Source organism: Rubellimicrobium thermophilum DSM 16684, from assembly GCF_000442315.1.
Classification (GTDB): Bacteria; Pseudomonadota; Alphaproteobacteria; order Rhodobacterales; family Rhodobacteraceae; genus Rubellimicrobium; species Rubellimicrobium thermophilum.
Map to the genome: position 1 here is coordinate 212,447 of NZ_KE557322.1, position 24,543 is coordinate 236,989.

Annotated in this window: 20 protein-coding genes and 2 pseudogenes; 10 read left to right on the forward strand and 12 right to left on the reverse strand. The window is 70.7% G+C overall.

Translation table 11 applies throughout. The annotated features are described in order from the left end of the window. Window positions 1-1,953: translation initiation factor IF-2 (gene infB, locus RUTHE_RS10600; RefSeq protein WP_021098409.1), on the forward strand; the 1,953-nt coding region annotated here is incomplete at its 5' end. Between the two features lie 272 nt (window positions 1,954-2,225). Here infB and RUTHE_RS16815 read toward each other — a convergent pair. The 4 genes from RUTHE_RS16815 to RUTHE_RS10615 all read right to left on the reverse strand — a co-directional run bounded on the left by RUTHE_RS16815 (window position 2,226) and on the right by RUTHE_RS10615 (window position 5,099). Beyond that, the gene (locus tag RUTHE_RS16815; RefSeq protein WP_021098410.1) at window positions 2,226-2,372 is read right to left on the reverse strand and encodes a hypothetical protein; all 147 of its coding nucleotides are present in this window, start codon (window positions 2,370-2,372) and stop codon (window positions 2,226-2,228) included. Window positions 2,373-2,477: 105 nt separating this feature from the next. Further along, a complete protein-coding gene (gene mutT, locus RUTHE_RS10605; protein ID WP_021098411.1) occupies window positions 2,478-2,930 on the reverse strand; it encodes an 8-oxo-dGTP diphosphatase MutT in 453 nt (150 codons plus the stop codon). Continuing rightward, window positions 2,911-4,125 (reverse strand): bifunctional glutamate N-acetyltransferase/amino-acid acetyltransferase ArgJ, encoded by a 1,215-nt coding sequence (gene argJ / locus RUTHE_RS10610; protein WP_021098412.1) that lies wholly within the window; start codon window positions 4,123-4,125, stop codon window positions 2,911-2,913. Before argJ ends, mutT begins: the two co-directional genes overlap by 20 nt. After that, window positions 4,125-5,099 carry a peptidylprolyl isomerase gene (locus RUTHE_RS10615; RefSeq protein ID WP_021098413.1) on the reverse strand — a complete coding sequence of 325 codons (975 nt, stop codon included), beginning with the start codon at window positions 5,097-5,099 and terminating at the stop codon, window positions 4,125-4,127. The genes argJ and RUTHE_RS10615 overlap by 1 nt, the downstream gene beginning before the upstream one ends. 214 nt (window positions 5,100-5,313) lie before the next feature. Here RUTHE_RS10615 and secA point away from each other — a divergent pair, with 214 nt between their 5' ends. From secA to RUTHE_RS10630, 3 genes are all read left to right on the forward strand, one after another. Then, window positions 5,314-8,112, forward strand: coding sequence for a preprotein translocase subunit SecA (gene secA, locus RUTHE_RS10620; RefSeq protein ID WP_021098414.1), 2,799 nt, complete (start codon window positions 5,314-5,316; stop codon window positions 8,110-8,112). Window positions 8,113-8,265: 153 nt separating this feature from the next. Further along, on the forward strand, window positions 8,266-8,634 hold the full coding sequence (locus tag RUTHE_RS10625) for a hypothetical protein (protein WP_021098415.1): 369 nt from the start codon (window positions 8,266-8,268) through the stop codon (window positions 8,632-8,634). A gap of 19 nt (window positions 8,635-8,653) precedes the next feature. Then, window positions 8,654-9,343: a hypothetical protein gene (locus tag RUTHE_RS10630; RefSeq protein WP_021098416.1), complete on the forward strand. Its 690-nt coding sequence runs from the start codon at window positions 8,654-8,656 to the stop codon at window positions 9,341-9,343. A gap of 32 nt (window positions 9,344-9,375) precedes the next feature. Here the strand turns inward: RUTHE_RS10630 and radC are convergent, their stop codons facing one another. Beyond that, on the reverse strand, window positions 9,376-10,146 hold the full coding sequence (gene radC / locus RUTHE_RS10635; protein WP_021098417.1) for a RadC family protein: 771 nt from the start codon (window positions 10,144-10,146) through the stop codon (window positions 9,376-9,378). Window positions 10,147-10,329: 183 nt separating this feature from the next. Here radC and RUTHE_RS10640 point away from each other — a divergent pair, with 183 nt between their 5' ends. From RUTHE_RS10640 to RUTHE_RS10660, 4 genes are all read left to right on the forward strand, one after another. Beyond that, window positions 10,330-10,779 (forward strand): DUF1810 domain-containing protein, encoded by a 450-nt coding sequence (locus RUTHE_RS10640; RefSeq protein WP_021098418.1) that lies wholly within the window; start codon window positions 10,330-10,332, stop codon window positions 10,777-10,779. Next, window positions 10,776-11,699: an SDR family oxidoreductase gene (locus RUTHE_RS10645; protein ID WP_021098419.1), complete on the forward strand. Its 924-nt coding sequence runs from the start codon at window positions 10,776-10,778 to the stop codon at window positions 11,697-11,699. The genes RUTHE_RS10640 and RUTHE_RS10645 overlap by 4 nt, the downstream gene beginning before the upstream one ends. Window positions 11,700-11,867: 168 nt before the next feature. Next, the gene (locus RUTHE_RS10655; RefSeq protein ID WP_021098420.1) at window positions 11,868-12,875 is read left to right on the forward strand and encodes a TerC family protein; all 1,008 of its coding nucleotides are present in this window, start codon (window positions 11,868-11,870) and stop codon (window positions 12,873-12,875) included. Window positions 12,876-12,902: 27 nt separating this feature from the next. Then, window positions 12,903-13,724 (forward strand): ion transporter, encoded by an 822-nt coding sequence (locus RUTHE_RS10660; protein WP_021098421.1) that lies wholly within the window; start codon window positions 12,903-12,905, stop codon window positions 13,722-13,724. Between the two features lie 32 nt (window positions 13,725-13,756). Here RUTHE_RS10660 and dxs read toward each other — a convergent pair. From dxs to RUTHE_RS10680, 4 genes and pseudogenes are all read right to left on the reverse strand, one after another. After that, window positions 13,757-15,692 (reverse strand): annotated as a pseudogene (dxs, locus tag RUTHE_RS10665) (1-deoxy-D-xylulose-5-phosphate synthase). 12 nt (window positions 15,693-15,704) lie between these two features. Further along, complete coding sequence (locus RUTHE_RS10670) at window positions 15,705-16,574, reverse strand: polyprenyl synthetase family protein (RefSeq protein ID WP_021098423.1); 870 nt, start codon at window positions 16,572-16,574, stop codon at window positions 15,705-15,707. A 6-nt stretch (window positions 16,575-16,580) separates the two neighbouring features. Further along, a complete protein-coding gene (locus RUTHE_RS10675; RefSeq protein WP_021098424.1) occupies window positions 16,581-16,844 on the reverse strand; it encodes an exodeoxyribonuclease VII small subunit in 264 nt (87 codons plus the stop codon). Continuing rightward, window positions 16,841-17,755: a histone deacetylase family protein gene (locus tag RUTHE_RS10680; protein WP_021098425.1), complete on the reverse strand. Its 915-nt coding sequence runs from the start codon at window positions 17,753-17,755 to the stop codon at window positions 16,841-16,843. The genes RUTHE_RS10675 and RUTHE_RS10680 overlap by 4 nt, the downstream gene beginning before the upstream one ends. A gap of 182 nt (window positions 17,756-17,937) precedes the next feature. Between RUTHE_RS10680 and RUTHE_RS10685 the strand changes: the two genes are divergently transcribed. Continuing rightward, on the forward strand, window positions 17,938-19,197 hold the full coding sequence (locus RUTHE_RS10685) for an argininosuccinate synthase (RefSeq protein WP_021098426.1): 1,260 nt from the start codon (window positions 17,938-17,940) through the stop codon (window positions 19,195-19,197). Here RUTHE_RS10685 and RUTHE_RS10690 read toward each other — a convergent pair. The 3 genes from RUTHE_RS10690 to RUTHE_RS10700 are packed head-to-tail and all read right to left on the reverse strand — an operon-like array spanning window position 19,194 to window position 21,668. Next, window positions 19,194-19,910, reverse strand: coding sequence for a sulfotransferase-like domain-containing protein (locus RUTHE_RS10690; RefSeq protein WP_021098427.1), 717 nt, complete (start codon window positions 19,908-19,910; stop codon window positions 19,194-19,196). The genes RUTHE_RS10685 and RUTHE_RS10690 overlap by 4 nt on opposite strands. Then, window positions 19,907-20,809: a D-amino acid aminotransferase gene (locus RUTHE_RS10695; protein WP_021098428.1), complete on the reverse strand. Its 903-nt coding sequence runs from the start codon at window positions 20,807-20,809 to the stop codon at window positions 19,907-19,909. The genes RUTHE_RS10690 and RUTHE_RS10695 overlap by 4 nt, the downstream gene beginning before the upstream one ends. Then, on the reverse strand, window positions 20,802-21,668 hold the full coding sequence (locus RUTHE_RS10700) for a ribokinase (protein WP_021098429.1): 867 nt from the start codon (window positions 21,666-21,668) through the stop codon (window positions 20,802-20,804). Before RUTHE_RS10700 ends, RUTHE_RS10695 begins: the two co-directional genes overlap by 8 nt. Before the next feature lie 144 nt (window positions 21,669-21,812). Here RUTHE_RS10700 and mutS point away from each other — a divergent pair. Next, window positions 21,813-24,472 (forward strand): annotated as a pseudogene (gene mutS, locus RUTHE_RS10705) (DNA mismatch repair protein MutS). Window positions 24,473-24,543: the final 71 nt, after the last annotated feature.

Consider the following 24,543-nt stretch of genomic DNA (forward strand, 5'->3'; position numbering starts at 1 on the left):
GAGAAGTCGGGTGGTCGCGACGCCGACAAGAAGGTCAAGCCTGTCCGCGAGCTCGAGGAGCGCCGGGGCGGCAAGCTCAGCCTGTCGCAGGTCCTCGATGCCGAAGGCCGTCAGCGCAGCCTGGCCGCGATCCGCCGCAAGCAGGAGCGCGCCCGCCAGAAGGGCATGGCCCAGTCCGGCGAGCGGGAGAAGGTCGTGCGGGATGTCCAGATCCCCGAGGCGATCACCGTGGGCGAACTGGCCAACCGCATGGCCGAGCGTGTCGCCGACGTCATCAAGGCGCTGATGCGCATGGGCGTCATGGCGACCCAGAACCAGACCATCGATGCCGACACCGCCGAGCTGATCGTCACCGAATTCGGCCATCGCGTCGTCCGCGTCTCGGACGCGGATGTGGAACATGCCATCGACACGGTGCCCGACCGGCCCGAGGATCTGCGCCCGCGTCCGCCCATCGTCACCATCATGGGCCATGTGGACCACGGCAAGACCTCGCTGCTCGATGCGATCCGCAAGACCAATGTGGCCGAGGGCGAGGCCGGGGGCATCACCCAGCATATCGGCGCCTATCAGGTGACCACCGAATCGGGGGCGGTGCTGACCTTCCTCGATACGCCGGGCCATGCCGCCTTCACCGCGATGCGCGCCCGCGGCGCGCAGGTGACGGATATCGTCGTGCTGGTGGTCGCCGCCGATGATTCGGTCATGCCCCAGACCGTGGAGGCCATCAATCACGCCAAGGCTGCCGGCGTGCCGCTGATCGTCGCCATCAACAAGATCGACAAGCCCGATGCCGATCCGCAGCGCGTGCGCACCGAACTTCTCCAGCACGAGGTCGTGGTCGAGAAGCTCTCGGGCGATGTCCAGGATGTGGAGGTCTCGGCCAAGACCGGACAGGGGCTTGACGACCTGCTCGAGGCGATTGCCCTGCAGGCCGAGATTCTCGAGCTCAAGGCCAATCCCGCGCGGGCCGCGATGGGCGCCGTGATCGAGGCCAAGCTCGATGTCGGGCGCGGGCCGGTGGCCACCGTGCTGGTCCAGAACGGCACGCTGCGCAAGGGCGATGTCTTTGTCGTGGGCGAGAAATGGGGCAAGGTGCGTGCCCTGATCAGCGACCGCGGCGAGACCGTGACCGAAGCCGGTCCCTCGGTCCCTGTCGAGGTGCTGGGCCTCAACGGCACGCCCGAGGCGGGCGATGTGCTCCATGTCGTGGAGACCGAAGCCCAGGCGCGCGAGATTGCCGCCTATCGCGAGAATCTCGCCCGCGAGAAGCGGGCCGCGGCCGGTGCGACGGCGACGCTCGAGCAGCTCATGGCCCGCGCCAAGGCCGACAAGGCCGTCGCCGAACTGCCGGTGGTGGTCAAGGCGGATGTGCAGGGCTCGGCCGAGGCGATCGTGCAGGCGCTCGAGAAGGTCGGCAACGAGGAGGTGCGTGTGCGCGTCCTCCATTCCGGCGTGGGTGCGATCACCGAATCCGATGTGGGCCTGGCCGAAGCCTCCAAGGCACCGGTGATCGGCTTCAATGTCCGCGCCAATGCCCCGGCCCGCGCCGCCGCCAACCAGAAGGGCGTGGAGATCCGCTACTACTCGATCATCTACGACCTGATCGACGACATCAAGGCGGCCGCCTCGGGCCTGCTCAAGGACGAGGTGCGCGAGAAGTTCATCGGCTATGCGAAGATCCTCGAGGTCTTCAAGGTGTCGAATGTCGGCAAGGTGGCCGGCTGCCTCGTCACCGAGGGGGTGGCGCGCAAATCTGCCGGGGTTCGTCTGCTGCGGGACAATGTCGTCGTCCACGAAGGCACGCTCAAGACGCTCCAGCGCTTCAAGGATCCGGTGCAGGAGGTCCAGTCCGGTCAGGAATGCGGCATGGCCTTCGACAATTACGACGATATCCGCCAGGGCGACGTCATCGAGATCTTCGAGCGCGAGACGGTCGAGCGCCGGCTGTAACCGCGGCCGGCCATCGCGCGCCCCATCGCCCGCCATGACAAAGGCCCCCCCTGCGGGGGCCTTTCGCATGGCCGGAGGGGGTTCGGACGGGGTGGCGCGGGCATTCGGGTCTCCTGTCTGGCGATGGGACCAGGATCCCGGACAGGAGTTAACAACGCGTAAACGCAACGCGCGCTGGTGTTGCGCTGCGCTGCGGCATCATAACATCATGGCAAACCGGAGGCTTGGCTGGAAAGCCCCCGCCAATCAGACCGAAAGCCCGAAAAAAGGGTTTACGCGGCGCGAATCAGCGCCCGTTCGACGGGCCAGCCTTCGTAGAGGCGTCCGTCCACGCGGATGACGATACGCCCCGCTTCGGCATCCCGGACATAGAGGCCCTGGACGAAGCTGCAGCTGCCGATCTGGATGGTGCGGAACATCGGATTCACCCCGGAAAGACTGCCGGGGGCGAGACTGCCACGAATCGAGGCAACAATGAACAGAAATGTGACGGGATTGTGGCGGATCCGGGTCCGCCCTTGGTATCAGAGCCAGTCGCGCAGGACGGGCAGCAGGGGCCGGTCCGCCGGGGGCATGGGATAGCGGGCCAGATCCCCCGGCCTCACCCAGGCCAGGTCCTGTCCTTCGCGCGGTTGCAGCACGCCCTGCCAGCGCCGACAGGCAAACAACGGCATGAGCAGGTGGAAATCGGGATAGGCATGGCTGGCGAAGGTCAGGGGGGCCAGACAGCTTTCCTGCGTGTCGATGCCGAGCTCCTCGCGCAGTTCGCGGATCAGGGCCGCTTCGGGCGTCTCGCCGGGCTCGACCTTGCCGCCGGGGAACTCCCACAGCCCGGCCATGGCCTTGCCTTCGGGACGGCGGGCCAGCAGCACGCGGCCGTCGCGGTCGATCAGCGCCACGGCCGCAACCAGGACGAGCCGGGGCGGATGCGCCCGCCCCGGATCCGCCGCGGCCGGTTCAGCTCCGGTAGTCGGCATTGATGGCGATGTAGCCATGGGTGAGATCGCAGGTCCACACGGTTGCCTGCCCCTCGCCGAGACCGAGATCGACGCCGAGCACCAGCTCCTGCCGTTTCATGTAGGCCGAGGCGGCCGCTTCGGAATAGTCGGGAACCCGTTCGCCATCGCGCGCGACCCAGAGATCGCCGAAGCGGATGGCAAGGCGGTCGCGGTCGGCCCGGGCGCCGGACTTGCCCACCGCCATGACGATGCGGCCCCAATTCGCGTCCTCGCCTGCACAGGCCGTCTTGACGAGCGGCGAATTGGCGATGGCAAAGGCCACGCGTGCCGCATCCGCCTCGGAGGCGGCCCCGGTCACCTGCACCTCGATGAGCTTGCTGGCGCCTTCCCCGTCGCGCACGACCTGCAGCGCCAGATCGCGGAAGACCGCCTCGAGCGCGGCGGCGAAGGCCGGTTCCCCGGCGGCATCCACGCCCGAAGCGCCCGTGGCCGCCACGAGCAGCGTGTCGGATGTCGAGGTGTCGCCATCCACGGTGATGCGGTTGAAGGTCCGCGCGCAGGCCGCCGAAACCAGCGTCTGCAGGGGCGCGCGGGCGATGCGGGCATCGGTCCAGACATAGACGAGCATGGTGGCCATGTCCGGCGCGATCATGCCCGACCCCTTGGCGATTCCGGCGATGTGCACCGTCCCGCCGGGGAGATCGACCACGGCCCCCGCTCCCTTGGGGAAGGTGTCGGTGGTCATGATGGCGCGGGCTGCCCCCTCGATATCCGGTCCGAGGCGATCCCGGAGCGTCGGCGGGACGGCGGCGATCCTCTCCCAGGGGAGGGGTTCGCCGATCACGCCGGTCGAGGCGGTGAAGATCCGTCCGCCCGGTATCCCGAGAAGGCCGGATGCGGCGGCGCAGAGGCCGGCCACGGCCGCCTCTCCCCGCCGTCCGGTGAAAGCATTGGAATTGCCCGAATTGACAAGGAAGGCGGCAGGGCCGCCTTCGGCGAGGGGCAGCTTGGCCTCGCAATCGCGCACGGGGGCCGATCGGGTGGCCGAACGGGTGAAGGTGCCCGCCACCGTGGCCTCCTCCATGACGGCGAGCATGACATCGGTGCGCCCCTTGTAGCGCACCCCGGCCTCGGCGGCGGCGAAGCGGACCCCCCGCACGGGCGGGAGATCCGGAAAGCGTGCCGGGGCAAGCGGCGAGACGGTCCCGGCCATCAGTCGTCGAGCAGGTCGGGATTCAGGGCCGTCGCCGGATCGAAGCTGCCCTCGGGGGCGCGTTCGACCGTGCCGGCTGCGGTCAGTTCGGCGATGCGCGCCTCGACCGCCTCGCGGCGGAGTTGCGCCTCGATCTCCTCGCGCACCTCCTCGAGGGTGGGGACGGGCTTGGGGCGCGTCTCCTCGAGCCGGATGACATGCCAGCCGAACTGGGACTGCACGGGGTCGGACAGCTCTCCCGGTTCGAGCGCGGCCACGCCCTGTTCGAATTCGGGGACCATCATGCCGGGGCCGAACCAGCCCAGATCGCCGCCCTGCGCGCCCGATCCGGTGTCGGTCGAGACCTCCTGCGCCACGGCGGCGAAATCCTCGCCGGCCTCGAGGCGGTCGAGAACGGCCTGGGCCTCCTCCTCGGTGGCCACGAGGATGTGCCGGGCGTGCCATTCCACGCCGGGTTCCTGCGAGCCGTATTGCGCATCATAGGCCGCCTGAACGGCCTCTTCGGAGAGGGGGGCGCTCATGAGGCTGTCGATCGCCTCGCCGGCGAGCAGGCTGCGCCGTTCCACCGCAAGGGCGAGGGCGGCGCGCGGGGTCAGTTCCGGTACGGTCTGGGCCAGCAGCTCCTGCTGGACGAGCTGATCGACGAGGCCGGGGAAGAGGATGTCGGGCGGCAGCATCTGATACTGTGCCGGCAGACGCGAAGCGGCGACCAGCACCTCGCCCAGGGTGATCGCCGTGCCGTTGACCGTCGCCACGACGCTGTCGCGCGTGGGGGCCGGCGCTTCGGCGGCGGCGTCCGCGGCAGGCGACTCGGCCGCGGGCGACTCGGCCGCGGGCGACTCGGCCGCGGGGGACTCGGGCGCGGGGGTCTCCGCAGCCTCCGGGGCCTCCTGGGGGGCCTCCTGGGCGGTCAGGGGCAGGGCAAGCGCCAGTGCGATCAGCGAGGCAGTCGTGGGAAGGAACCGTCGGGCCATGAAAACGAAGCCTTGATGAGGCGGGGCCGGATGGACCGGGGGCCTCCGCGTTGACAGCCGGTCCGCCCCCCCTTATCTCCGCGATCGGCCGGAGGGCGGCATGCGGCCCCCCCTTTAGGCCGCGCGCGCCCGGGCCACAAGGAACCTTCTCGGGAGCAGCCACGGGAAATGCGCGGGCGGGGCCGGCCGCCACCACGGGTTAAGGACGCGAAGCATGGGTCTCGGAACGCTGGCGCGCAAGGTCTTCGGCACCCCGAATGACCGCAAGATCAAGGCTGCGCGCCCCCTTGTCGCCGCCATCAATGCCAGGGAGGACTGGGCGAAGGCCCTGAGCGAGCAGGGCCTGAAGGACGAAACGGCCCGCCTTCGCGAACGCGCCCGGGCCGGCGAGCCGCTCGATGCGCTGCTGCCCGAATGCTTCGCCCTCGTGCGCGAGGCCGGGCGCCGCGCGCTCGGCCTGCGGGCCTTTGATGTTCAGCTCCTCGGCGGCATCTTCCTCCATCAGGGCAACATCGCCGAGATGAAGACCGGCGAGGGCAAGACGCTGGTCGCCACCTTCCCGGCCACGCTCAATGCGCTGGCGGGCAAGGGTGTGCATATCGTCACCGTCAACGATTATCTCGCCCGGCGCGATGCCGAATGGATGGGCAAGGTCTATGGCGCGCTGGGACTGACCACCGGCGTCGTTGTCCCCCATCAGCCCGAGGCCGAGAAGCGGGCCGCCTATCAGGCCGACATCACCTATGCCACCAACAACGAGCTGGGCTTCGACTATCTGCGCGACAACATGCGCTCGGACCTCGCCCAGATGGTCCAGCGCGGGCATCACTATGCCATCGTGGACGAGGTGGACTCGATTCTCATCGACGAGGCGCGCACCCCGCTCATCATCTCGGGGCCCTCGCAGGATCGGTCCCATCTCTACCGGGCGGTGGATGCCCTGATCCCCTCGCTGCCCGAGTCGGGCTACGAGGTGGACGAGAAGACCCGCAACGTCACCTTCACCGACGAGGGCAATGACGCGCTCGAGGCGGCGTTGCGTCAGGCCGGCCTGCTGCCCGAGGGGCAGTCGCTCTACGATCCCGAATCGACCACGCTCGTCCACCACGTCAACCAGGCGCTGCGGGCCCACAAGCTGTTCCACAGGGACAAGGAATACATCGTCCGCGACGGGCAGGTGGTCCTCATCGACGAGTTCACCGGGCGGATGATGATCGGTCGGCGACTGTCGGACGGCCTTCACCAGGCCATCGAGGCCAAGGAGGGCGTGGCCATCCAGCCGGAGAACGTCACCCTCGCCTCGATCACCTTCCAGAACTATTTCCGCCTCTATGAGAAGCTGGCCGGGATGACCGGCACCGCCCTGACCGAGGCCGACGAATTCCGCGAGATCTACGGCCTCGGCGTCGTCGAGATTCCCACCAACCGCCCCGTCGCCCGCATCGACGAGAACGATCAGGTCTATCGCACCGCGCGCGAGAAATATCAGGCCATCGTCGCCGCCATCCGCGACGCGCATGCCCGCGGCCAGCCGATCCTGGTGGGAACCACCTCGATCGAGAAGTCCGAGATGCTCTCGGCGCTGCTGCGCAAGGAGGGCATCCCGCACAATGTCCTCAATGCCCGCGAACATGCGCGCGAGGCGCAGATCGTGGCCGAGGCCGGCCAGCCCGGCGCCGTGACCATCGCCACCAACATGGCCGGACGGGGCACCGACATCCAGCTCGGCGGCAATGTGGAGATGCGCGTCCTCGAGGCGCTGTCCGCCGACCCGCAGGCCCATCCCGACGAGGTGCGCGCCCGCATCGAGGCCGAACATGCGGCCGACCGCCAGCGCGTGATCGAGGCGGGGGGGCTCTTCGTCCTGGCCACCGAACGCCACGAAAGCCGCCGCATCGACAACCAGCTGCGCGGCCGCTCGGGCCGGCAGGGAGATCCGGGCCGCTCGGCCTTCTTCCTGTCGCTCGAGGACGATCTCATGCGCATCTTCGGGTCTGAGCGGCTGGACAAGGTCCTCTCCACGCTCGGCATGAAGGAGGGGGAGGCGATCGTCCACCCCTGGGTCAACAAGTCGCTCGAACGCGCGCAGGCCAAGGTCGAGGCCCGCAACTTCGACATCCGCAAGCAGCTGCTGAAGTTCGACGATGTCATGAACGACCAGCGCAAGGTGATCTTCGCCCAGCGGCGCGAGATCATGGAGGCGCAGGATGTCACCGACATCGTCGCCGACATGCGCCATCAGGTCGTGGCCGACCTCGTGGACCGCTTCATGCCGCCCCGCAGCTATCCCGAACAATGGGATGTCGAGGGGCTGGCGCAGGCGGTGCGCACGACCCTGGGCCTTGATGCCGAGCGCGCCCCCGTGGCCGCCTGGGCCGCCGAGGAAGGCGTAGATCAGGACCGTCTGCGCGAGCGGCTCGAAGAGGCCGCGGACGCCCTCATGGCCGAGAAGGAGACGGCCTTCGGTCCCGAGGCGATGCGCTCGATCGAGAAGCAGCTCCTTCTGCAGACCATCGACGGCAAATGGCGCGAACATCTGTTGCGCCTCGAGCATCTGCGGTCGGTCGTGGGATTCCGCGGCTATGCCCAGCGCGATCCGCTCAACGAATACAAGACCGAGGCCTTCCAGCTCTTCGAGAGGCTGCTCGATGGCCTGCGCGAGGAGGTGACGCAGAAGCTCGCCCAGATCCGTCCCATGACCGCGGAGGAGAGCCAGGCGCTGCTCCAGCAGCTCCTGGCCCAGCGGCGCGCGCAGGGGGGCATGCAGGGGGGCGCGGCGATGCCCGCCGGGGCCATGCCGCCTGCGCCCGCGGGCGAGAGGACCGGCACGCCGGCACGGGTGGCGGCGCCCCTCCAGGTCACGGTCGGTGTGGAACAGCCCGCAGCCACGCCGGGAACCCCGCGCGAGGGGTTCCGCGAGGATGACCCCTCGACCTGGGGGAATCCGGGGCGCAACGATCCCTGTCCCTGCGGATCGGGCCGGAAGTTCAAGCACTGTCACGGCGCCTACTGAGGCGCGTCCGCCGCTCCCGGAGACGGCAGGAGCGGGGCAGGGCAGGCCGGCCTCGCCCCCAAGAGTTCATGCCGCCGCCGCCGGCCCGCCTCGGCAGGGCCGCAAATCCGGAGGAGGATGGCCTTCAGACCCCGATGGTCAGGAGGCTGCCCGATGTCCCGATCGCCATCCCGTCCGATTCCCCCGATCCGTCACGCCGTGGCGGCGCTGGGGGCCTTCGCCGTCACGCTGGCCGGTGGCCTGCTCTGGGAGAGTCGTGCGCGGCTGGCCGGATGGGCCGGGGACGCCATGCCCGTGCCGGTGACGGCTGCGCTGGCCGTGGTCGGGTTGCGTCCTGCCGTCCCGGCCGCCGAGGCTGCCGCCCCTGTCGTCCGGGGCGGCGCGATGCCGGCCGACGGGGCGACCCCCGCCGCCCTTGTCATGCCGGCCGCCCGCATCCTGCCGGGCGGGCCGGGGGGGCCTGCCGGGGGTGGGGCGTCGCTGGTCGCCCGGCTGACCGATGTCGCCCCGTGGCCTTCGTGATGCCCGAGGCGCGTCCCCCGTGGGCGGGGCGTGCGATCTGTCGCTCGGGCTGGAGGTCGAGCCGCTCGCCCTTGTCGCGGTGACGATCGAGGCGCCCTGTGCCGCCGGTGGGGCCGCCGTGCTGCATCATGAGGGGCTGGACGTCTCGGTGCTGCTCGATGCCGAGGGGCGGGCCGAGACGATCCTGCCGGCCCTGGCGGTGCAGGCGGCCATCCGGGCCGAGGCAGGGGGGCAGTCCGCCGCCGCGGCCGTGACCGTGCCCGAAGCGGCCCGGATCGACCGTGCGGTCCTGATGTGGCAGGGCGAGCGGGGGGCCGAGCTCCATGCGCGCGAGTTCGGGGCCGACTATGGCAGCCCCGGTCATGTCTGGGCCGGGGCGCCTGGCGATGTCGAGGCGGCTCTGCGCGGCGAGGGGGGCATGATGCTCTCGCTGGGCGATTCGCGCATTCCCGGTGCGCGGATGGCCGAGGTCTATACCTTCCCCACGGGGATGGCGGCGCGGTCCGGCGCGGTGGCCCTCAGCATCGAGACGCCGGTGGCCGCGACGACCTGTGGCCGCGTGATCGAGGCGCGGACGATCCAGATCTCGCCCGGCGTTCCGGCTCCTCTGACGCGCGATCTGTCCCTGCCCGTGCCGGGCTGCGAGATGGAGGGCGAATGGCTCGTGCTGTCGGACATGCTTCAGGGGCTGACGATCGCCGCGCGGTGATGTTTCACGTGAAACGCTCCCCCCCCCGCGCCTTACAGCAGGCCTTCGGCGCGGAAGCTGATCTCCCGTCCGCGGCCGATCACCAGGTGATCATGCAGCGAAAGGCCCAGCGCCTCGGCCCCTGTCTCGATCTGGCGGGTCATGGCGATGTCCGCCTCTGACGGGGTCGGGTCGCCCGAAGGATGGTTGTGCACGAGGATCAGGGCCGATGCCCCGAGCTCCAGCGCCCGGCGGAGAACCTCGCGCGGGTAGAGCGGAACATGGTCCACCGTGCCTTCGCCCTGTTCCTCGTCGGCGATGAGACGGTTCTTGCGGTCCAGATAGAGGACGCGAACCTGTTCGCGGTCGCGATGGGCCATGACGGTGCGGCAATATTCGAGAAGCTGCGCCCAGGAGGAGACCACGACCCGCCCCATGACACGCGCGCGCGCCATGCGATGGGCCACCGCCTCGGTGATCTTCAGCTCGAGCGCGATGGCGGGGCCGACGCCGGGAACCTCGACAAGGCGGGGAATCGGGGCCGCCAGCACCGAGGCGAGATCGCCGAAGGCATCAAGCAGGGCCCGCGCGACAGGCTTGACATCCTGCCGTTCCATGACGCGGAACAGCAGCAGTTCCAGCAGCTCGTAATCCGGCATCGCCTCTGCCCCGCCGTCCCGGAACCGCGCGCGCAGGCGGGCGCGATGGCCGGCAATGTAGGAAGGCAGCCGCCCCCCCGCCGGCAGCGGGACAGGGACGGCCTCATCCCCCGCCGGTTCTGGGGCAGGAAAGAGAGGAAGCGGTTCGGCAAGTTCCCGTGGCATGGGGGCAGTCTGCCAGGCGATGGTTAAGGAAACGTTAACGCCGGCGCGCTTCGCCACCGGATCCCGGGGGGACGATGCACCGGCGGCAAGGTCAGACGCCCTTCCCCCTGCCGGCGCAGGACGGCAGGATGGAGGGCACGGAGAGGGCCGGCCGGCCGGCCGCCGACGGAAGAAGGGGGCGGGATGGAACAGCGACCGCAGGAGCGGATGGAGGGGCTGGACCGCTTCGTCGCCGCACAGGAGAAGAGCTGGGAGACCGCGCTTGGAGAATTGCGCGCCGGGCAGAAGACAAGCCACTGGATGTGGTGGATCTTTCCCCAGCTCGCGGCGCTCGGCCGCTCGCCCACCGCGAAGGCCTTCGGCCTGACGGGGCTGGAGGAGGCACGGGAGTATCTGGCCCATCCGCTGCTGGGGCCGCGCCTTGTGGAGGCTGCGCGCGCCATGCTGGCCCATGCCGGCCGTCCGCCCGAGGCGATCCTGGGCGCGGTGGATGCGATGAAGCTGCGCTCCTCGGCGACGCTCTTTGCCGCCCTGCCGGACGCCCCGCCCGAGTTCCGCGCCCTGCTCGAGGCCTTCTGGGACGGACAGGGCGATCCGCTGACACGCGATCTGATCAGGCAGGCATCGTCATGACGGCGCCGGTCCTTCTCTCGCTCGGGCATGGCTATTCGGCCGCGGCGCTGGGGCGGCGGCTTCTGGCGCGGGGCTGGCGCGTGATCGGCACCGGGCGCAGCGCGGAGAGCCTGGCGCGGATCCGCGCGGCCGGGGCGGAGGCCGTGCCCTGGCCGGGCACGCCGCTGGGGCCGCTGCTGGCACAGGCCACGCATCTGCTGACCTCCATCGCCCCGGACGAGGAGGGTGATCCGGTGCTGCGCGCCGAAGGAGAGGCCGTCGCGCAGGCCGCGCCGCATCTGGCCTGGGCGGGCTATCTCTCCACCACCGGGGTCTATGGCGACCGCGGCGGCGGCTGGGTGGACGAGGAGAGCGAGCTGCGCCCCGCCACCGCCCGGGGGCGCGCGCGCGTCGCGGCCGAGGCCGCCTGGGCCGCGATCCCCGGCCTGCCGCTCCACATCTTCCGTCTGGCGGGCATCTACGGGCCGGGCCGCGGTCCCTTCGAGAAGGTCCGCCGCGGCACCGCCCGGCGCATCGTCAAGCCGGGGCAGGTCTTCTCGCGCATCCATGTGGAGGACATCGCCCAGGCGCTCGAGGCCTCGATCGCCCGGCCGCGGCCGGGGGCGATCTACAATCTCTGCGATGACGACCCCGCCCCGCCCGAAGCGGTGATCGCCCATGCCGCCCATCTGCTGGGGCTGCCCCCGCCGCCAGAGGAGGATTTCGAGACCGCTGCCATGACCCCCATGGCGCGCAGCTTCTATGCCGAATCGAAGAGGGTCTCGAATGCGCGGATGAAGGCGGAGCTGGGGGTGAGGCTGCTTTATCCGGGTTATCGCGAGGGGTTGGCCGCGCTTCTGGCCGCCGAGCGTGGCGCCGAGGCCACGGCGGCGCCGGGCGGGGACGGAAAAAGCCCGCCGACCGCTCACGGACAGGGTTGAAGCCCGCGCAGGAAGAGCCATATCGGGCCGTGCGGGACCGGGCCCCTCTGACGGTGCGCACAGCGCGTGCCGCCATGTCGGACCGCAACGAGTGCGCTCGATGCCCGGTCCGGGGCGTTGCCTCGCGGCCGTGCGGCGGGCGTTCCCCTGACGCCAAAGAGGCCTCGCATGGAATTCCTTCTCGCGCTGTGGCTGGGCAAGCCCGTCTGGATGTGGCTGCTCTTCCTTGCGCTCGTGCTTACGCTGCTGGTGCTCGATCTCGGCCTCCTCCACCGCGAGGACCGCGAGATCGGTGTCGCCCAGAGCCTGCGCATGTCGGCGATGTACATCCTGCTGGGCGTGGCCTTCGCGGGCTTCGTCTGGTGGCAGGTGGGGGCAGAGCCGGCCAAGCTCTATCTCACGGCCTTCGTCGTCGAGAAGACGCTGGCCATGGACAATGTCTTCGTCATCGCGCTGATCTTCAGCTATTTCGCCATCCCGCGGAAATACCAGCACCGGGTGCTGTTCTGGGGGATCCTGGGGGTCATCGTGCTGCGCGGGATCATGATCGGCCTCGGGGCCACGCTCGTCGCGCAGTATCACTGGGTGCTCTATCTCTTTGCGGTGTTCCTCATCTTCACCGGCATCAAGATGATGTTCGCCGGCGACGAGGAGATGGATGTCGCGCAGAACCCGGTCCTGCGGCTGCTCAAGCGGCGGCTGCGCGTCACCGAGGAGATGGAGGGCCATGCCTTCTTCGTGAAGCGCCCCGACGCCTCGGGGCGGCTGGTGCTCTTTGCCACGCCGCTCTTCCTGGCGCTGGTGCTGATCGAGATCGCCGATGTGATCTTCGCGGTCGATTCGGTTCCGGCAGTGTTCGCCATCACCACCGATCCCTACATCGTCTACACCTCGAACATCTTCGCCATCCTCGGGCTGCGGGCGCTCTACTTCGCGCTGGCGGCGATCATCCACCGCTTCCACTATCTCAAATACGCCCTGTCCATCCTGCTGATCTTCATCGGCTCCAAGATCTTCGTGGCCGATCTCATGGGCTGGGAGAAGTTCCCGGCGGGCTGGTCGCTGGGCATCACCTTCGCCATCCTCGGGGCCGGGGTGGCCTGGTCGCTGTGGATGACCCGCAAGACGCAGGAGCAAGCCGTTTCGGCGGAACAGCGCCTGCCCCTGCAGCCCTGAACGGAAGAGACGACCCGAGCAGACCCCATGACGTCCGATCCCGCCGCTGTCAGCCCGGTCCCCGGCCTGCGTGCCCGTCTGGCCCGGTGGATCGAAAGCCCCCCCGTTCGCCGGGCCATCATGGCCGTGATCCTGTTCAACGCAGGGCTTCTGGGGCTGGAGACCTCGCCGCGCGTCATGGCCGCGGCCGGGCCTCTGATCCTGGCGCTCGACCGGATCTGCCTGGCCATCTTCGTGGCCGAACTCGCGGTCAAGCTCTGCGCCTTTGGCGGGCGCTTCTTCCGGTCGGGCTGGAACCTGTTCGATGCCTTCGTGGTCGGGGTGTCGCTGGCGCCGGCGGGACAGGGGCTGTCGGTGTTGCGCGCGCTGCGCGTGTTGCGGGTGCTGCGGCTGATCTCGATCGCGCCCTCGCTGCGGCGCGTGGTGGACGGATTCGTGCGCGCTCTGCCGGGGATGGGGTCGGTCTTCCTGCTGATCCTGCTGATCTTCTATGTCGGCAGCGTGATGGCGACCAAGCTCTTTGCCGCGACCCATCCCGAATGGTTCGGCTCGATCGGCGCCTCGGCCTATACGCTGTTCCAGATCATGACGCTGGAGAGCTGGTCGATGGGCATCGTGCGCCCGGTGATGGAGGTGCATCCCTTCGCCTGGGCCTTCTTCCTGCCCTTCATCCTGGTGACGACCTTCGCGGTGCTCAACCTGCTCGTGGGTCTCGTCGTCAACGCCATGCAGGAGGCCGCGAGCGAGGAGAGCGCCGCCGCCGAGGACCGCTGGCGCGAGGAGGTGATCGAGCGGCTGCGTGCCATCGAGCGGCGGATGGAGACGCGCCAGGGAACAGAAGAGTCCTAGGGCCGCCCCCCGAGGGCGTTCTCGGCACCCCCTCAGGCCCGGCGGCTGATCGCCGTCACCCCCAGAAGCGTCAGCACCCGGGCCTCGATGCCGGCCGCGTCAAGCCCTGCCTCGGCATGCATCTCGGCCGGGCTGGCCTGCTCCTGGAAGCGGTCGGGGAGAGTGAGGCTGCGGAACTTCAGGCCGCCATCGAAGACCCCCTCTTCGGCCAGAAGATGCGCAACATGCGAGCCGAAGCCCCCCACCGCCCCTTCCTCGATCGTCAGCAGGGCCTCGTGCGTGGCGGCCAGATGCAGGATCAGATCGCGGTCGAGCGGCTTGGCAAAGCGGGCATCGGCGACCGTGGGCCGGATGCCGCGCGCGGCCAGCGCCTCGGCGGCCTGCAGCGCCGCCCCGAGCCGGGTGCCGTAGGACAAAAGGGCGACGCCCGACCCCTCGCGCACCACGCGGCCCCGCCCGATCTCGAGCGGGGGGGCGTCCCAGTCGATCTCGACCCCGACGCCTTCGCCGCGCGGAAAGCGGAAGGCGATGGGGCCGGCATCATGGGCGGCGGCCGTGGCGACCATCCGCGCCAGCTCGGCCTCGTCCGCGGCGGCCATGACCGTGAAGCCCGGCAGATTCGACAGATAGGCCACGTCGAAGGCGCCGGCATGCGTCGCCCCGTCCGCCCCCACCAGACCGGCCCGGTCGATGGCAAAGCGCACCGGCAGGCCCTGGATGGCCACGTCATGCACGACCTGGTCATAGCCGCGCTGCAGGAAGGTCGAATAGATCGCGCAGAAGGGGCGCAGCCCCCCCGCGGCCATGGCGGCGCAGAAGGTCACGGCATGCTGTTCGGCAATGCCGACATCGAAGCAGCGCCCCGGAAAGCGTTCGGCGAATTTCGACAGGCCCGTCCCGTCGGGCATGGCCGCGGTGACAGCGACGATGCGGGGGTCCCGCGCGGCGGCGCGGATCAGCGCCTCGGCGAAGACCGCCGTGTAGGACGGCGCATTGGAGGGCGCCTTGACCTGCTCCCCTGTCACCACATCGAAGCGGTTCACCCCATGGCCCTTGTCGCGGGCGCGTTCGGCGGGGGCATAGCCCTTGCCCTTCTTCGTCAGGACATGGATCAGCACCGGCCCGTCGGCGCGCGCCCGCACCGTGCGCAACACGGCCAGGAGACTGTCCATGTCATGCCCGTCGATCGGGCCGACATAGGAAAAGCCCAGCTCGTCGAAGAGCGTGCCATGCCCGATGGCAAGATGCTTGAGCGCGTCCTTGGCCCGCCGGGCCCCTTCGCGCAGGGGAGGGGGCAGAAGATGGGCCGCGGCCTTGGCGGCGGCCTTCAGGTCCTGGAAGGGCGCCCCCGCATAGAGGCGCGAGAGATAGGCCGACATCGCCCCCACCGGGGGGGCGATCGACATCTCGTTGTCGTTGAGGATCACGAAGAGCCGTCCGCCCCAGTGACCGGCATTGTTGAGCGCCTCATAGGCCTGGCCGGCGCTGATGGCGCCATCGCCGATCACCGCGATGCAGTCGCCGATGCCATGGCCGTCGGCCGGCTCTCCCCCCAGATCGCGTGCCGCCGCATAGCCCAGCGCCGCCGAGACAGAGGTCGAGGAATGGGCCGCGCCGAAGGGATCGTAGACGCTCTCGCTGCGCTTGGTGAAGCCGGACAGCCCCCCCTTCTGGCGCAGGGTGCGGATGCGGTCGCGTCGCCCGGTGAGGATCTTGTGGGGATAGGCCTGATGTCCGACATCCCAGATCAGCCGGTCGCGCGGCGTGTCGAACACGGCATGGAGCGCGACGGTCAGCTCCACCACGCCCAGGCCCGCCCCCAGACTGCCCCCCCGTGACCGAGACGGCCGAGATCGTCTCGGCCCGCAGCTCCTCCGCGAGCTGCTTCAGATCGACATCCGGCAGGCGGCGCAGGTCGGCTGGCTGGCGGATGCGGTCGAGCAGCGGGGTCGGGGGGGGTGTCGTCATCGGCTTGCGCCTCTACTTGCGGCGGCTGGCGGCGAAGCGGGCGGCCTCGCGCAGGGGATCGGCTTCGGGACCGAAGGCATCGAGGGCGGCCACGGCCTCTTCGGCAAGCAAGATGGCGCGCCGGCGCGCCGCCTCAAGACCCAGCAGCGCGACGAAGGTGGCCTTGCCGCGTGCCGCGTCCTTGCCGGTGGCCTTGCCGGTCTCGGCGGCGTCGCCTTCGGCATCGAGCAGATCATCGGCGATCTGGAAGGCCGCGCCCAGCGCCCGGCCATAGGCCAGGAAGGGGCGGACATCGCCCCCCGCCATGCGCGCCCCCGCCGCGGCCGACCATTCGAGCAGCGCGCCGGTCTTGCGGGCCTGAAGGCGCTCGATCTCGGCCAGGGTCAGGGGGTGTGGCGCCGTCTCGGCGGCCAGATCCGCAGCCTGCCCGCCGACCATCCCCGTCGCCCCGGCCGCGCGGGCCAGCGACAGGCCCAGATCCACCCGTGCCCGGGACGACAGATCCGCCGACAGCACCAGTTCGAAGGCGAGCGCCTGAAGCGCATCCCCGGCCAGGACGGCCGTCGCCTCGTCCCAGCGGCGATGCACCGTGGGCCGGCCCCGGCGCAGATCGTCGTCATCCATGCAGGGCAGATCGTCATGGACCAGCGAATAGGCATGCAGGGCCTCGATGGCGGCGGCGACGGGAAGCGCCGTCTCCTCCGGCAGGCCGTGGAGGCGCGCCGATTCGAGAACGAGGAAGGCGCGCAGCCCCTTGCCCCCCTCGACCGCCCAGGCCATCGCCTCGGCCAGCGGGCCTTCTGCCCCCCCGATCGCCAGCAGCAGACGGGCCTGCACCCGCGCCGAGGCCTGCGCCATGCGCCCGGCGAGATCGCCCCCCACCGCCGTCTACCTGTCCTCGAGGGGTTGCAGGCCCACGGGCTGTCCGTCCCGGAGCGTGATGCGCGAGACCCGCTCCTCGGCATCGGCGAGCTTCTTCTGGCAATGCGCCCGCAGGAGGGCCCCCCTCTCGTAGAGAGCGATGGACTCATCGAGGGCGACATCCCCGCGCTCCAGCCGTGTCACCACGGCTTCCAGCTCGGCCAGCGCCTCCTCGAAGCTGAGCGCCTCCACGGGGTTGCCGGCAGATGGGTCGGCGGGCGTGTCGGTCATGCCAGGGCCTCCAGATGTGCACGAACCCCTTCGCGCAGGGCATCGAGGTCATACCCCCCTTCGAGGCAGGAGACCACCCGTCCCTGGGCATGACGATCCGCCAGGAGGCGCAGCTCGCCCGTGATCCAGGCGAAATCCGATGTCTCCAGCCGCAGCCCGCCCAGCGGATCGTCGCGATGCGCATCGAATCCGGCCGAGATCAGGATCAGATCCGGGCGATGGGCGGCCACGCGCGGCAGGATCCGCTCGGCCACTGCGGCGCGGAAGCCGGCCCCGTCCGTGCCCGCCCGCAGGGGGACATTGACCACGGTGCCGTGCGGCCCCTCATGCGAGGCTGCGCCCGTGCCCGGCCAGAAGGGAAACTGATGGGTGGAGCAGAACAGGATGCGCGGGTCGTCCTCGACCAGCGCCTCGGTCCCGTTGCCGTGATGGACATCGAAATCGACGATGGCCACACGCCCCGCCCCGTGCCGGTCGAGCGCCGCCTTTGCGGCCAGGGCGATGTTGGCGAAGAGACAGAAGCCCATGGCCTGCGTGGCCAGCGCGTGATGCCCCGGCGGACGCATGGCGACAAAAGCCGCCCGCGTCCGACCCCCCATCACCGCGTCCACGGCGGCCAGCGCGCCCCCCGCGGCCCGCCGCGCCGCCTCCAGACTGCCGGGGGACAGCCAGGTGTCGGGATCGAGCGCCACCGCCCCCTGCGCCGGTTCGGCGGCCGTCAGCGCCTCGATCCAGGCCTGCGGATGGCAGGGGGCGAGATCGGCGTCCCCCGCTTCGGGCGCCTCGGTCACCGCAAGGCCCAGCCCCGTCACCGCGGCGAGGGCGGCCGCCTGCCGTTCGGGCCGTTCGGGATGGCCGGCCGGCGGGCGGTGGCGGGAGGCGGCAGGATGCGACAGCACGAGCAGGGACATGCGCCCAGCACATCCCGGATGGCCGTCGCATGCAAGGGGCCGGCGCATGCGAGCCGCCGCGGCCCTCTCGGCCTTTTCGGCCTTCCCGGTCCGCTCTCGGTCCGTTCCGTCCGCCGGCGCCGCCTTGCGGCAGGCGCCGGGCCGCGCTAGGCGGGCCGGGAATGCCCGCAGGGAGCCCGTCCATGCCTGCCAGACCCGCGCCGAAGAAGGTCGTCCTCGCCTATTCCGGGGGGCTCGACACCTCGATCATCCTCAAATGGCTGCAAACCGAATATGGCTGCGAGGTGGTGACCTTCACCGCCGATCTGGGCCAGGGAGAGGAGCTGGAGCCTGCGCGCGCCAAGGCGCAGATGCTCGGCATCCGCCCCGAGAACATCCGCATCGAGGACCTGCGCGAGACCTTCGTGCGCGACTATGTCTTTCCGATGTTCCGCGCCAATGCCGTCTATGAGGGGCTCTATCTGCTGGGCACCTCGATCGCCCGCCCTCTGATCGCCCGGCGCCTCGTGGAGATCGCCCGGGAGACGGGGGCGGACGCCGTGGCCCATGGCGCCACCGGCAAGGGTAATGACCAGGTCCGCTTCGAACTGTCCGTGGCGGCGCTCGACCCCTCGCTGCGGGTCATCGCGCCCTGGCGGCTGTGGGACCTGACGAGCCGCACGAAGCTTCTGGAATTCGCCGAGGCGCATCAGATCCCCGTGGCGAAGGACAAGCGCGGCGAAGCCCCCTTCTCGGTGGACGCCAACCTTTTGCACACCTCTTCGGAGGGCAAGGTGCTCGAGAACCCCGCCGAGCCGTTCCCCGATTACGTGCTTCAGCGCGTGACCCCGCCTGAACAGGCCCCCGACAGCCCCGAGATGGTCGAGATCACCTTCGAACGCGGCGATGCAGTGGCCGTGAACGGCGAGGCCCTCTCGCCCGCCACGCTGCTGGCGCGGCTCAACGAGCTGGGCAGCCGCCATGGCATCGGCATCCTCGATCTGGTGGAGAACCGCTTTGTCGGCATGAAGTCCCGCGGCGTCTACGAGACCCCCGGCGGCACGATCCTGCTTGAGGCGCATCGCGGCATCGAACAGATCACGCTGGATGCCGGGGCGGGCCATCTCAAGGACAGCCTGATGCCGCGCTATGCGGAGCTCATCTACAACGGCTTCTGGTTCTCGCCGGAGAGGGAGATGCTCCAGGCCCTGATCGACCGCAGCCAGGAACATGTCACCGGCACGGTGCGCCTGAAGCTCTACAAGGGCAGCGTCCGCACGGTGGCGCGCTGGTCGGATCATTCGCTCTACAGCGAACGGCATGTCACCTTCGAGGAGGATGCCGGCGCCTATGACCAGACCGATGCGCAGGGCTTCATCACGCTGAATGCCCTGCGGCTGCGGCTGATCGCGGCGCGGCGGGCCCGGCTGGGCGGGGGGCTGGGCGGGGGGCTGGGCGGTTAGATCGCCCGCGCCATCAGCCTCTCCCAGGGGGGCAGGCCTTCGGCCGCAAGCCGGGCATAGGCCCCCTCGAGCCGGGGGGGATCTCCCTCGGGCGGTTCGAAGCCCGTCGAGCGATGGACGGCGCCATACCAGTGCGGCGCCCAGACTCCGTCGAAGGGCTTCGGTCCGGCCGGCCAGGACAGCATCGCCTCGGTGAAGGGCAGGTCCAGCGCCGCGCAGAGACGCGACAGGGCGCCGCGCGGATCGGCCCGCACCGATTCGGCCGCAATGATCGGCGGAGGGCGGCCGGTCAGATCGGCGATCTCCTGCCACAGCCTCTCCTGCTGGAGAAAACCCAGATCGGCAGCGGTGGGGGATTCGCGCTTGCGGGCATAGCTGGCCACGACGCGGGCCGGATGACGGATCAGCAGCACGTGATCGCAGTCCCGCATCCAGCCGCGGGGGAAATGCGGCAGAAGATGCAGCACCATGTGCTTCTGATAGATCAGCGCCTCCGGCGCATCCGCGGCACAGGCCCGGGCGACGGCCTGCGGATCCGTGGGCTGGGAGGCCAGCACCGCCTCGCGCAGCGGATGATCAAGACCCGTGGCGGCGAGGTAGGCGGCATAGAAGGGCTCGTCCAGACAGGCGCAATCGCCCCGCGCGGCAAAGGCATACATCAGCGCCGTCGAGAGGTTGCGCGGCCCCGACCAGACGCAGAGCCGCCGGCTCATGCCCGCACCAGCGCCTGATAGAGCGCGCGCAGGCGCGCCGTCATCGGTCCCATGGCCCCCGTGCCGATCACCCGTCCGTCGATCATCCCCACCGGGGTCAGTCCCCCGAAGGTGCCGGTGAGGAAGGCTTCGTCGGCCGAATAGGTCTCCACCAGGGTGAAGTTCTTCTGGAAGACGGGGATGCCCTCGCGCCGGCAGAGCGCGATGACCTTGGCGCGGGTGATGCCGGGCATGCAGTAGTCGCCCGTGGAGGTCCAGACCTCGCCCTTGCGGACGATGAAGAAGTTGCAGGCATTGGTCGTGTTCACGAAGCCGTGGACATCGAGCATCAGCGCCTCGTCCGCGCCTGCCTTCTCGGCGGCGATGCAGGCGAGGATGCAGTTGAGCTTGCTGTGGGAGTTGAGCTTGGGATCCTGCGTCATCGGCAGGCCGCGCAGATGCGGCACGGTGGCGAGCCGGATGGGCCGCGGCGCGTTGGGACGCGAATGCTCCATGATGATGACCATGGTCGGCCCCGATCGCGACAGGCGCGGATGCTGGAAGGGGCGGGCCTTGACCCCGCGCGTGACCATCAGCCGCGCATGGACATCCGTCTGCATCCCGTTCGCGGCCTGGGTCTCGAACAGGGCAGCCTTCACCTCCTCGCGGCTGCGGCCGATCTCGAGATCGATCGCCTTCGCGGCCTCGAACAGACGGTCCAGGTGTTCGTCGAGAAAGGCCCAGCGCCCGTCGTGAAGGCGCAGGCCCTCCCATACGCCATCACCCAGCATGAAGCCCGAGTCATAGACCGAGACGACGGCCTCGGCCCGCGGCAGCAGGCGGCCGTTCACCCAGATGAGGATCGACGCGTTGCGGGGGTCCTCCTCGGCCTGATGGGTGCTCACAGGGGTGTCAGGCATCGAAGGCCTCCGCTTCGGCAAGGCTGGGGGTGGCGTCGGCAGCGCCCGGCCGCGTGACCTGAAGGGCGGCTGCCCGCAGCGCGAGCGACAGCGCATCCCCCATCGGCAGGCCGCGGTCGAGGCCGCCCAGCAGGAAACCGGTGAAGGCGTCGCCGGCCCCGGTCGTGTCCACCGCCTGCACGCGCGGCGCGGGCAGGCGCCGCTCTCCGTCGGCGCCGATCCACAGACAGCCCTCGGCCCCCAGCGTGACCACCACATCGGCAACCCCGAGCGCGCCCGGACCCCGTCCCGTGGCGGCGCGAAGCTGATCGGCCTCCACCGCATTGAGGATCAGCAGATCCGCAAAGGGGAGCATGGCCCGCACGGCCGCTGCCTCGAACGGGGCGGCGGCATAGGCGACGGACAGTCCTCGCTCGCGTGCCGCCCGGGCGGCCTCCTGTGTCCAGGCGGTCTCGTTCTGGGTCAGGAAGCGGTCGCCCGGCCGGGCGCGGGCCAGCGCCCCTTCGACCTTTGCCCAGGGCAGGGCACGATTGGCCCCGCCATGGATGACGATCAGGTTCTCGGCCGCATCGTCCACGAAGATGATGGCATGGCCGGTCGGGGCGTCCAGGACAGCCACCTCGGCGACATCGACGCCGAAGGCGGCCAGCCGGTCGCGGGCCCAGAGGCCGTCCGCCCCCACCGCCCCCACATGGCGCACATCGGCCCCGGCCCGGGCCAGTGCCGCAGACATGTTGGCCCCCTTGCCCCCGAGTCCCTGCGTGAGGCCCCGCGCGGCCAGCGTCTCGCCCGCCTGCGGCAGGCGGGGCAGTGCATAGACATGATCGATATTGATCGAGCCGAGATTCCAGACCGTCACGGGCTGCCCCCCCTGCACGCACGGATGCCCGCGGCACCATGCCCGGGCCAGGGCCGGCCTGCAACGGGGCCGGCCTGCAACGGGTCGTGACTCCGAGCGGCCAGGGGCTGGCCGGCAACCCGGCGGAGGGCTAGCCTGAGCGCCATGGCGGACGGATCGCAGCGGCGCGGAACACAGGGGCAGGGGGCAGGCGGGGACGGTGCGACCCCGATGATGGCGCAGTATCTGGCGCTCAAGGCCCGGCATCCCGATGCGCTCCTGTTCTATCGCATGGGCGACTTCTACGAGCTGTTCTTCGAGGATGCCGAACGGGCGGCGGCAGCGCTCGACATCGCGTTGACGAAGCGCGGTCAGCATCAGGGCCGCGATGTGCCGATGTGCGGGGTGCCCGTGGACCGGGCCGAGGGCTATCTGCTGTCCCTGATCCGGCAGGGCTTCCGCGTCGCGGTCGCCGAACAGATGGAGGATCCGGCCGAGGCCCGCCGCCGCGGCTCCCGGGCGTTGCTGCGGCGCGAGGTCGTCCGCCTTGTCACCCCCGGCACCCTGACCGAGGAGGGCCTGCTGGAGGCGCGCAGCGCCAACCGTCTGGCCGCCTGGGTGCGGGTGGGGGGCGATGGCGCGCTGGCCTGGGCCGACATTTCCACCGGCGAGTTCCGCGCCGCCCCCTGTGTGCCGGACGCGCTGCCGGCGCTGCTGGCCCGGCTGGCCCCGCGCGAGGTGCTGATGGCCGAGGAGGAGGAGCAGGGCAGCGCCGGCCGCACCGCGCGCGAGGCCGGGGCGGCCGTCACCCCGGTGACGATCGACCTGCGCGGAGCGGCGCGGCGGGTCTGCGACTGGTTCGGCCTGGCCACGCTCGATGGGCTGGGCGCCTTCGGCCGGGCCGAGACGGCCGCGCTGGCCGCGATCCTCTCCTATCTCGCTCTCACCCAGCGCGAGGCGCGGCCCCGTCTCGACCCCCCCTCGCGCGAGGCGACGGGCGAGACGATGATTCTCGATCCGGCGACCTGCGCCTCGCTCGAGATCCTGCGCGGATCGGGCGGCGGACGGGCCGGATCGCTGCTGGCCTGCATCGACCGCACCCTGACGCCGCCGGGGGGGCGTCTGCTGGAGGCGCGCCTCGCCGCCCCGTCCTGCCGGCTCGATCGCCTCGCCCGCCGTCACGAGGCGGTGGCCCATCTGCTCGAGGATGCCCCCCTGCGGCAGGCCCTGCGCGAGGCGCTGAAGGGGGCCGGCGATCCCGAGCGCGCCCTCGGGCGGCTGGCGCCGGGGCGGGGCGGGCCGCGCGATCTGGGGGCGCTGCGGGCCGCTTTGCGGGCGGGGGCGCGCCTGCGCGCCCTTCTGGGCGAGGGGGGGCTGCCCGCCGGGCTCGAGGCGGCGCGGGCCGCCCTGGAGGACCCGGATCTCGCCGCGCTGGCCGCCCGGCTCGAGGCGGCGCTGACCGAGGATCTCCCCCTCCAGGCCCGCGACGGGGGCTTCGTGCGGGGCGGCTTCGATCCCGATCTCGATGCCGCACGGGCCCTGCGCGACGACGGGCGGGCCGTGATCGCAGCGATGCAGGCGGATTACGTCCAGGCCACGGGAATCCCCTCGCTCAAGATCCGCCACAACGGCTCGCTGGGCTATGTCGTCGAGGTCACCCCTGCCCAGGCGGCCCGGCTCACCCGGCCGCCGCATGATGCCGTCTTCCGCCATCGCCAGACGACCGCCAGCGCGGTGCGGTTCGGCACCGATGCCCTGGCGCAGACCGAGGCGCGGATGCTCTCGGCCGCCGAGGAGGCGCTGTCGCGCGAGATGGCCATCTTTGCCGCCCTGCGCGAGGAGGCGCTGGCCGCGGCCCCTGCGCTGGCCCGCCTCGCCGGGGCGGTGGCGCGGATCGATGTCGCCGCCGCCTGGGCGGAGCTCGCCGCTGAAGGGGGCTGGACGCGGCCGCGCCTCGATGCCTCGCGCGGGTTCTGCGTTGCGGGGGCTGGCATCCCGTGGTGGCCGCCCATCGCCGCCGCGAGGGCCAGCCTTTCGTCGCCAATGACTGCGACCTCAGCGAGCGGCCGCTGCTGCTCGTGACGGGGCCCAACATGGGCGGCAAGAGCACCTATCTGCGCCAGCAGGGGCTGATCGCGGTGCTGGCACAGGCGGGCGGCTTCGTCCCCGCCGCCTCCTGCGAGATGGGCCTGGTCAGCCGCCTGTTCAGCCGCGTCGGCGCCGCCGACGACATTGGGCGTGGGCGGTCCACCTTCATGGTCGAGATGGTCGAGACCGCCGCCATCCTCAACGGCGCCGATGACCGCGCGCTGGTCCTGCTCGACGAGATCGGGCGCGGCACGGCGACCTGGGACGGGCTTGCGATCGCCTGGGCGACGCTCGAACATTTGGAAGGCGTGATCGGCTGCCGCACGCTCTTTGCGACGCATTATCACGAGCTGGCGGGTCTGGCCGCCCGCCTGCCCGGTGCGGGCAATGTCCATGTCGCGGCGACCGAATGGGAAGGCCGCCTCATCTTCCTGCACGAGGTCCGCGAAGGGGCGGCCGACCGCAGCTGGGGGGTTCAGGTGGCCCGTCTGGCCGGACTGCCACCGCGCGTGGTGGCCCGTGCGAAGGCGGTGCTGCGCGCTCTTGAGGCGCGGGCACGCGAAGGCGGACCCCGCGCGCTCGAGGATGAGCTGCCCCTCTTTGCCAGCGCCCCCCCGCCCGAGGCGCCTGTCCCCTCGGCGCTGGAGGAACGCCTGCGGGCCCTCGATCCCGATGCGCTCAGCCCGCGCGAGGCGCTCGAGGCACTTTATGCGCTGAAGGGGCTCCTGGACGGCTGAGGATGTTTCACGTGAAACAGCGCCCCTCCTTCATCCGACCCCAAATATCCCGCGGGGGTTCGGGGGCGCGA

Bases quoted from the DNA above. Each gene is read 5' to 3' on its own strand.
- RUTHE_RS10685 (WP_021098426.1), top strand. From the start codon at position 17,938: ATGCCTGCCAGACCCGCGCCGAAGAAGGTCGTCCTCGCCTATTCCGGG.
- radC (WP_021098417.1), bottom strand. From the start codon at position 10,146: ATGCCACGGGAACTTGCCGAACCGCTTCCTCTCTTTCCTGCCCCAGAA.
- RUTHE_RS10655 (WP_021098420.1), top strand. From the start codon at position 11,868: ATGGAATTCCTTCTCGCGCTGTGGCTGGGCAAGCCCGTCTGGATGTGG.
- RUTHE_RS10660 (WP_021098421.1), top strand. From the start codon at position 12,903: ATGACGTCCGATCCCGCCGCTGTCAGCCCGGTCCCCGGCCTGCGTGCC.
- RUTHE_RS10690 (WP_021098427.1), bottom strand. From the start codon at position 19,910: ATGAGCCGGCGGCTCTGCGTCTGGTCGGGGCCGCGCAACCTCTCGACG.
- RUTHE_RS10615 (WP_021098413.1), bottom strand. From the start codon at position 5,099: ATGGCCCGACGGTTCCTTCCCACGACTGCCTCGCTGATCGCACTGGCG.
- RUTHE_RS10680 (WP_021098425.1), bottom strand. From the start codon at position 17,755: ATGTCCCTGCTCGTGCTGTCGCATCCTGCCGCCTCCCGCCACCGCCCG.
- RUTHE_RS16815 (WP_021098410.1), bottom strand. From the start codon at position 2,372: ATGTTCCGCACCATCCAGATCGGCAGCTGCAGCTTCGTCCAGGGCCTC.
- RUTHE_RS10640 (WP_021098418.1), top strand. From the start codon at position 10,330: ATGGAACAGCGACCGCAGGAGCGGATGGAGGGGCTGGACCGCTTCGTC.
- mutT (WP_021098411.1), bottom strand. From the start codon at position 2,930: ATGCCGACTACCGGAGCTGAACCGGCCGCGGCGGATCCGGGGCGGGCG.
- RUTHE_RS10675 (WP_021098424.1), bottom strand. From the start codon at position 16,844: ATGACCGACACGCCCGCCGACCCATCTGCCGGCAACCCCGTGGAGGCG.
- RUTHE_RS10645 (WP_021098419.1), top strand. From the start codon at position 10,776: ATGACGGCGCCGGTCCTTCTCTCGCTCGGGCATGGCTATTCGGCCGCG.
- argJ (WP_021098412.1), bottom strand. From the start codon at position 4,125: ATGGCCGGGACCGTCTCGCCGCTTGCCCCGGCACGCTTTCCGGATCTC.
- secA (WP_021098414.1), top strand. From the start codon at position 5,314: ATGGGTCTCGGAACGCTGGCGCGCAAGGTCTTCGGCACCCCGAATGAC.
- RUTHE_RS10625 (WP_021098415.1), top strand. From the start codon at position 8,266: ATGTCCCGATCGCCATCCCGTCCGATTCCCCCGATCCGTCACGCCGTG.
- RUTHE_RS10695 (WP_021098428.1), bottom strand. From the start codon at position 20,809: ATGCCTGACACCCCTGTGAGCACCCATCAGGCCGAGGAGGACCCCCGC.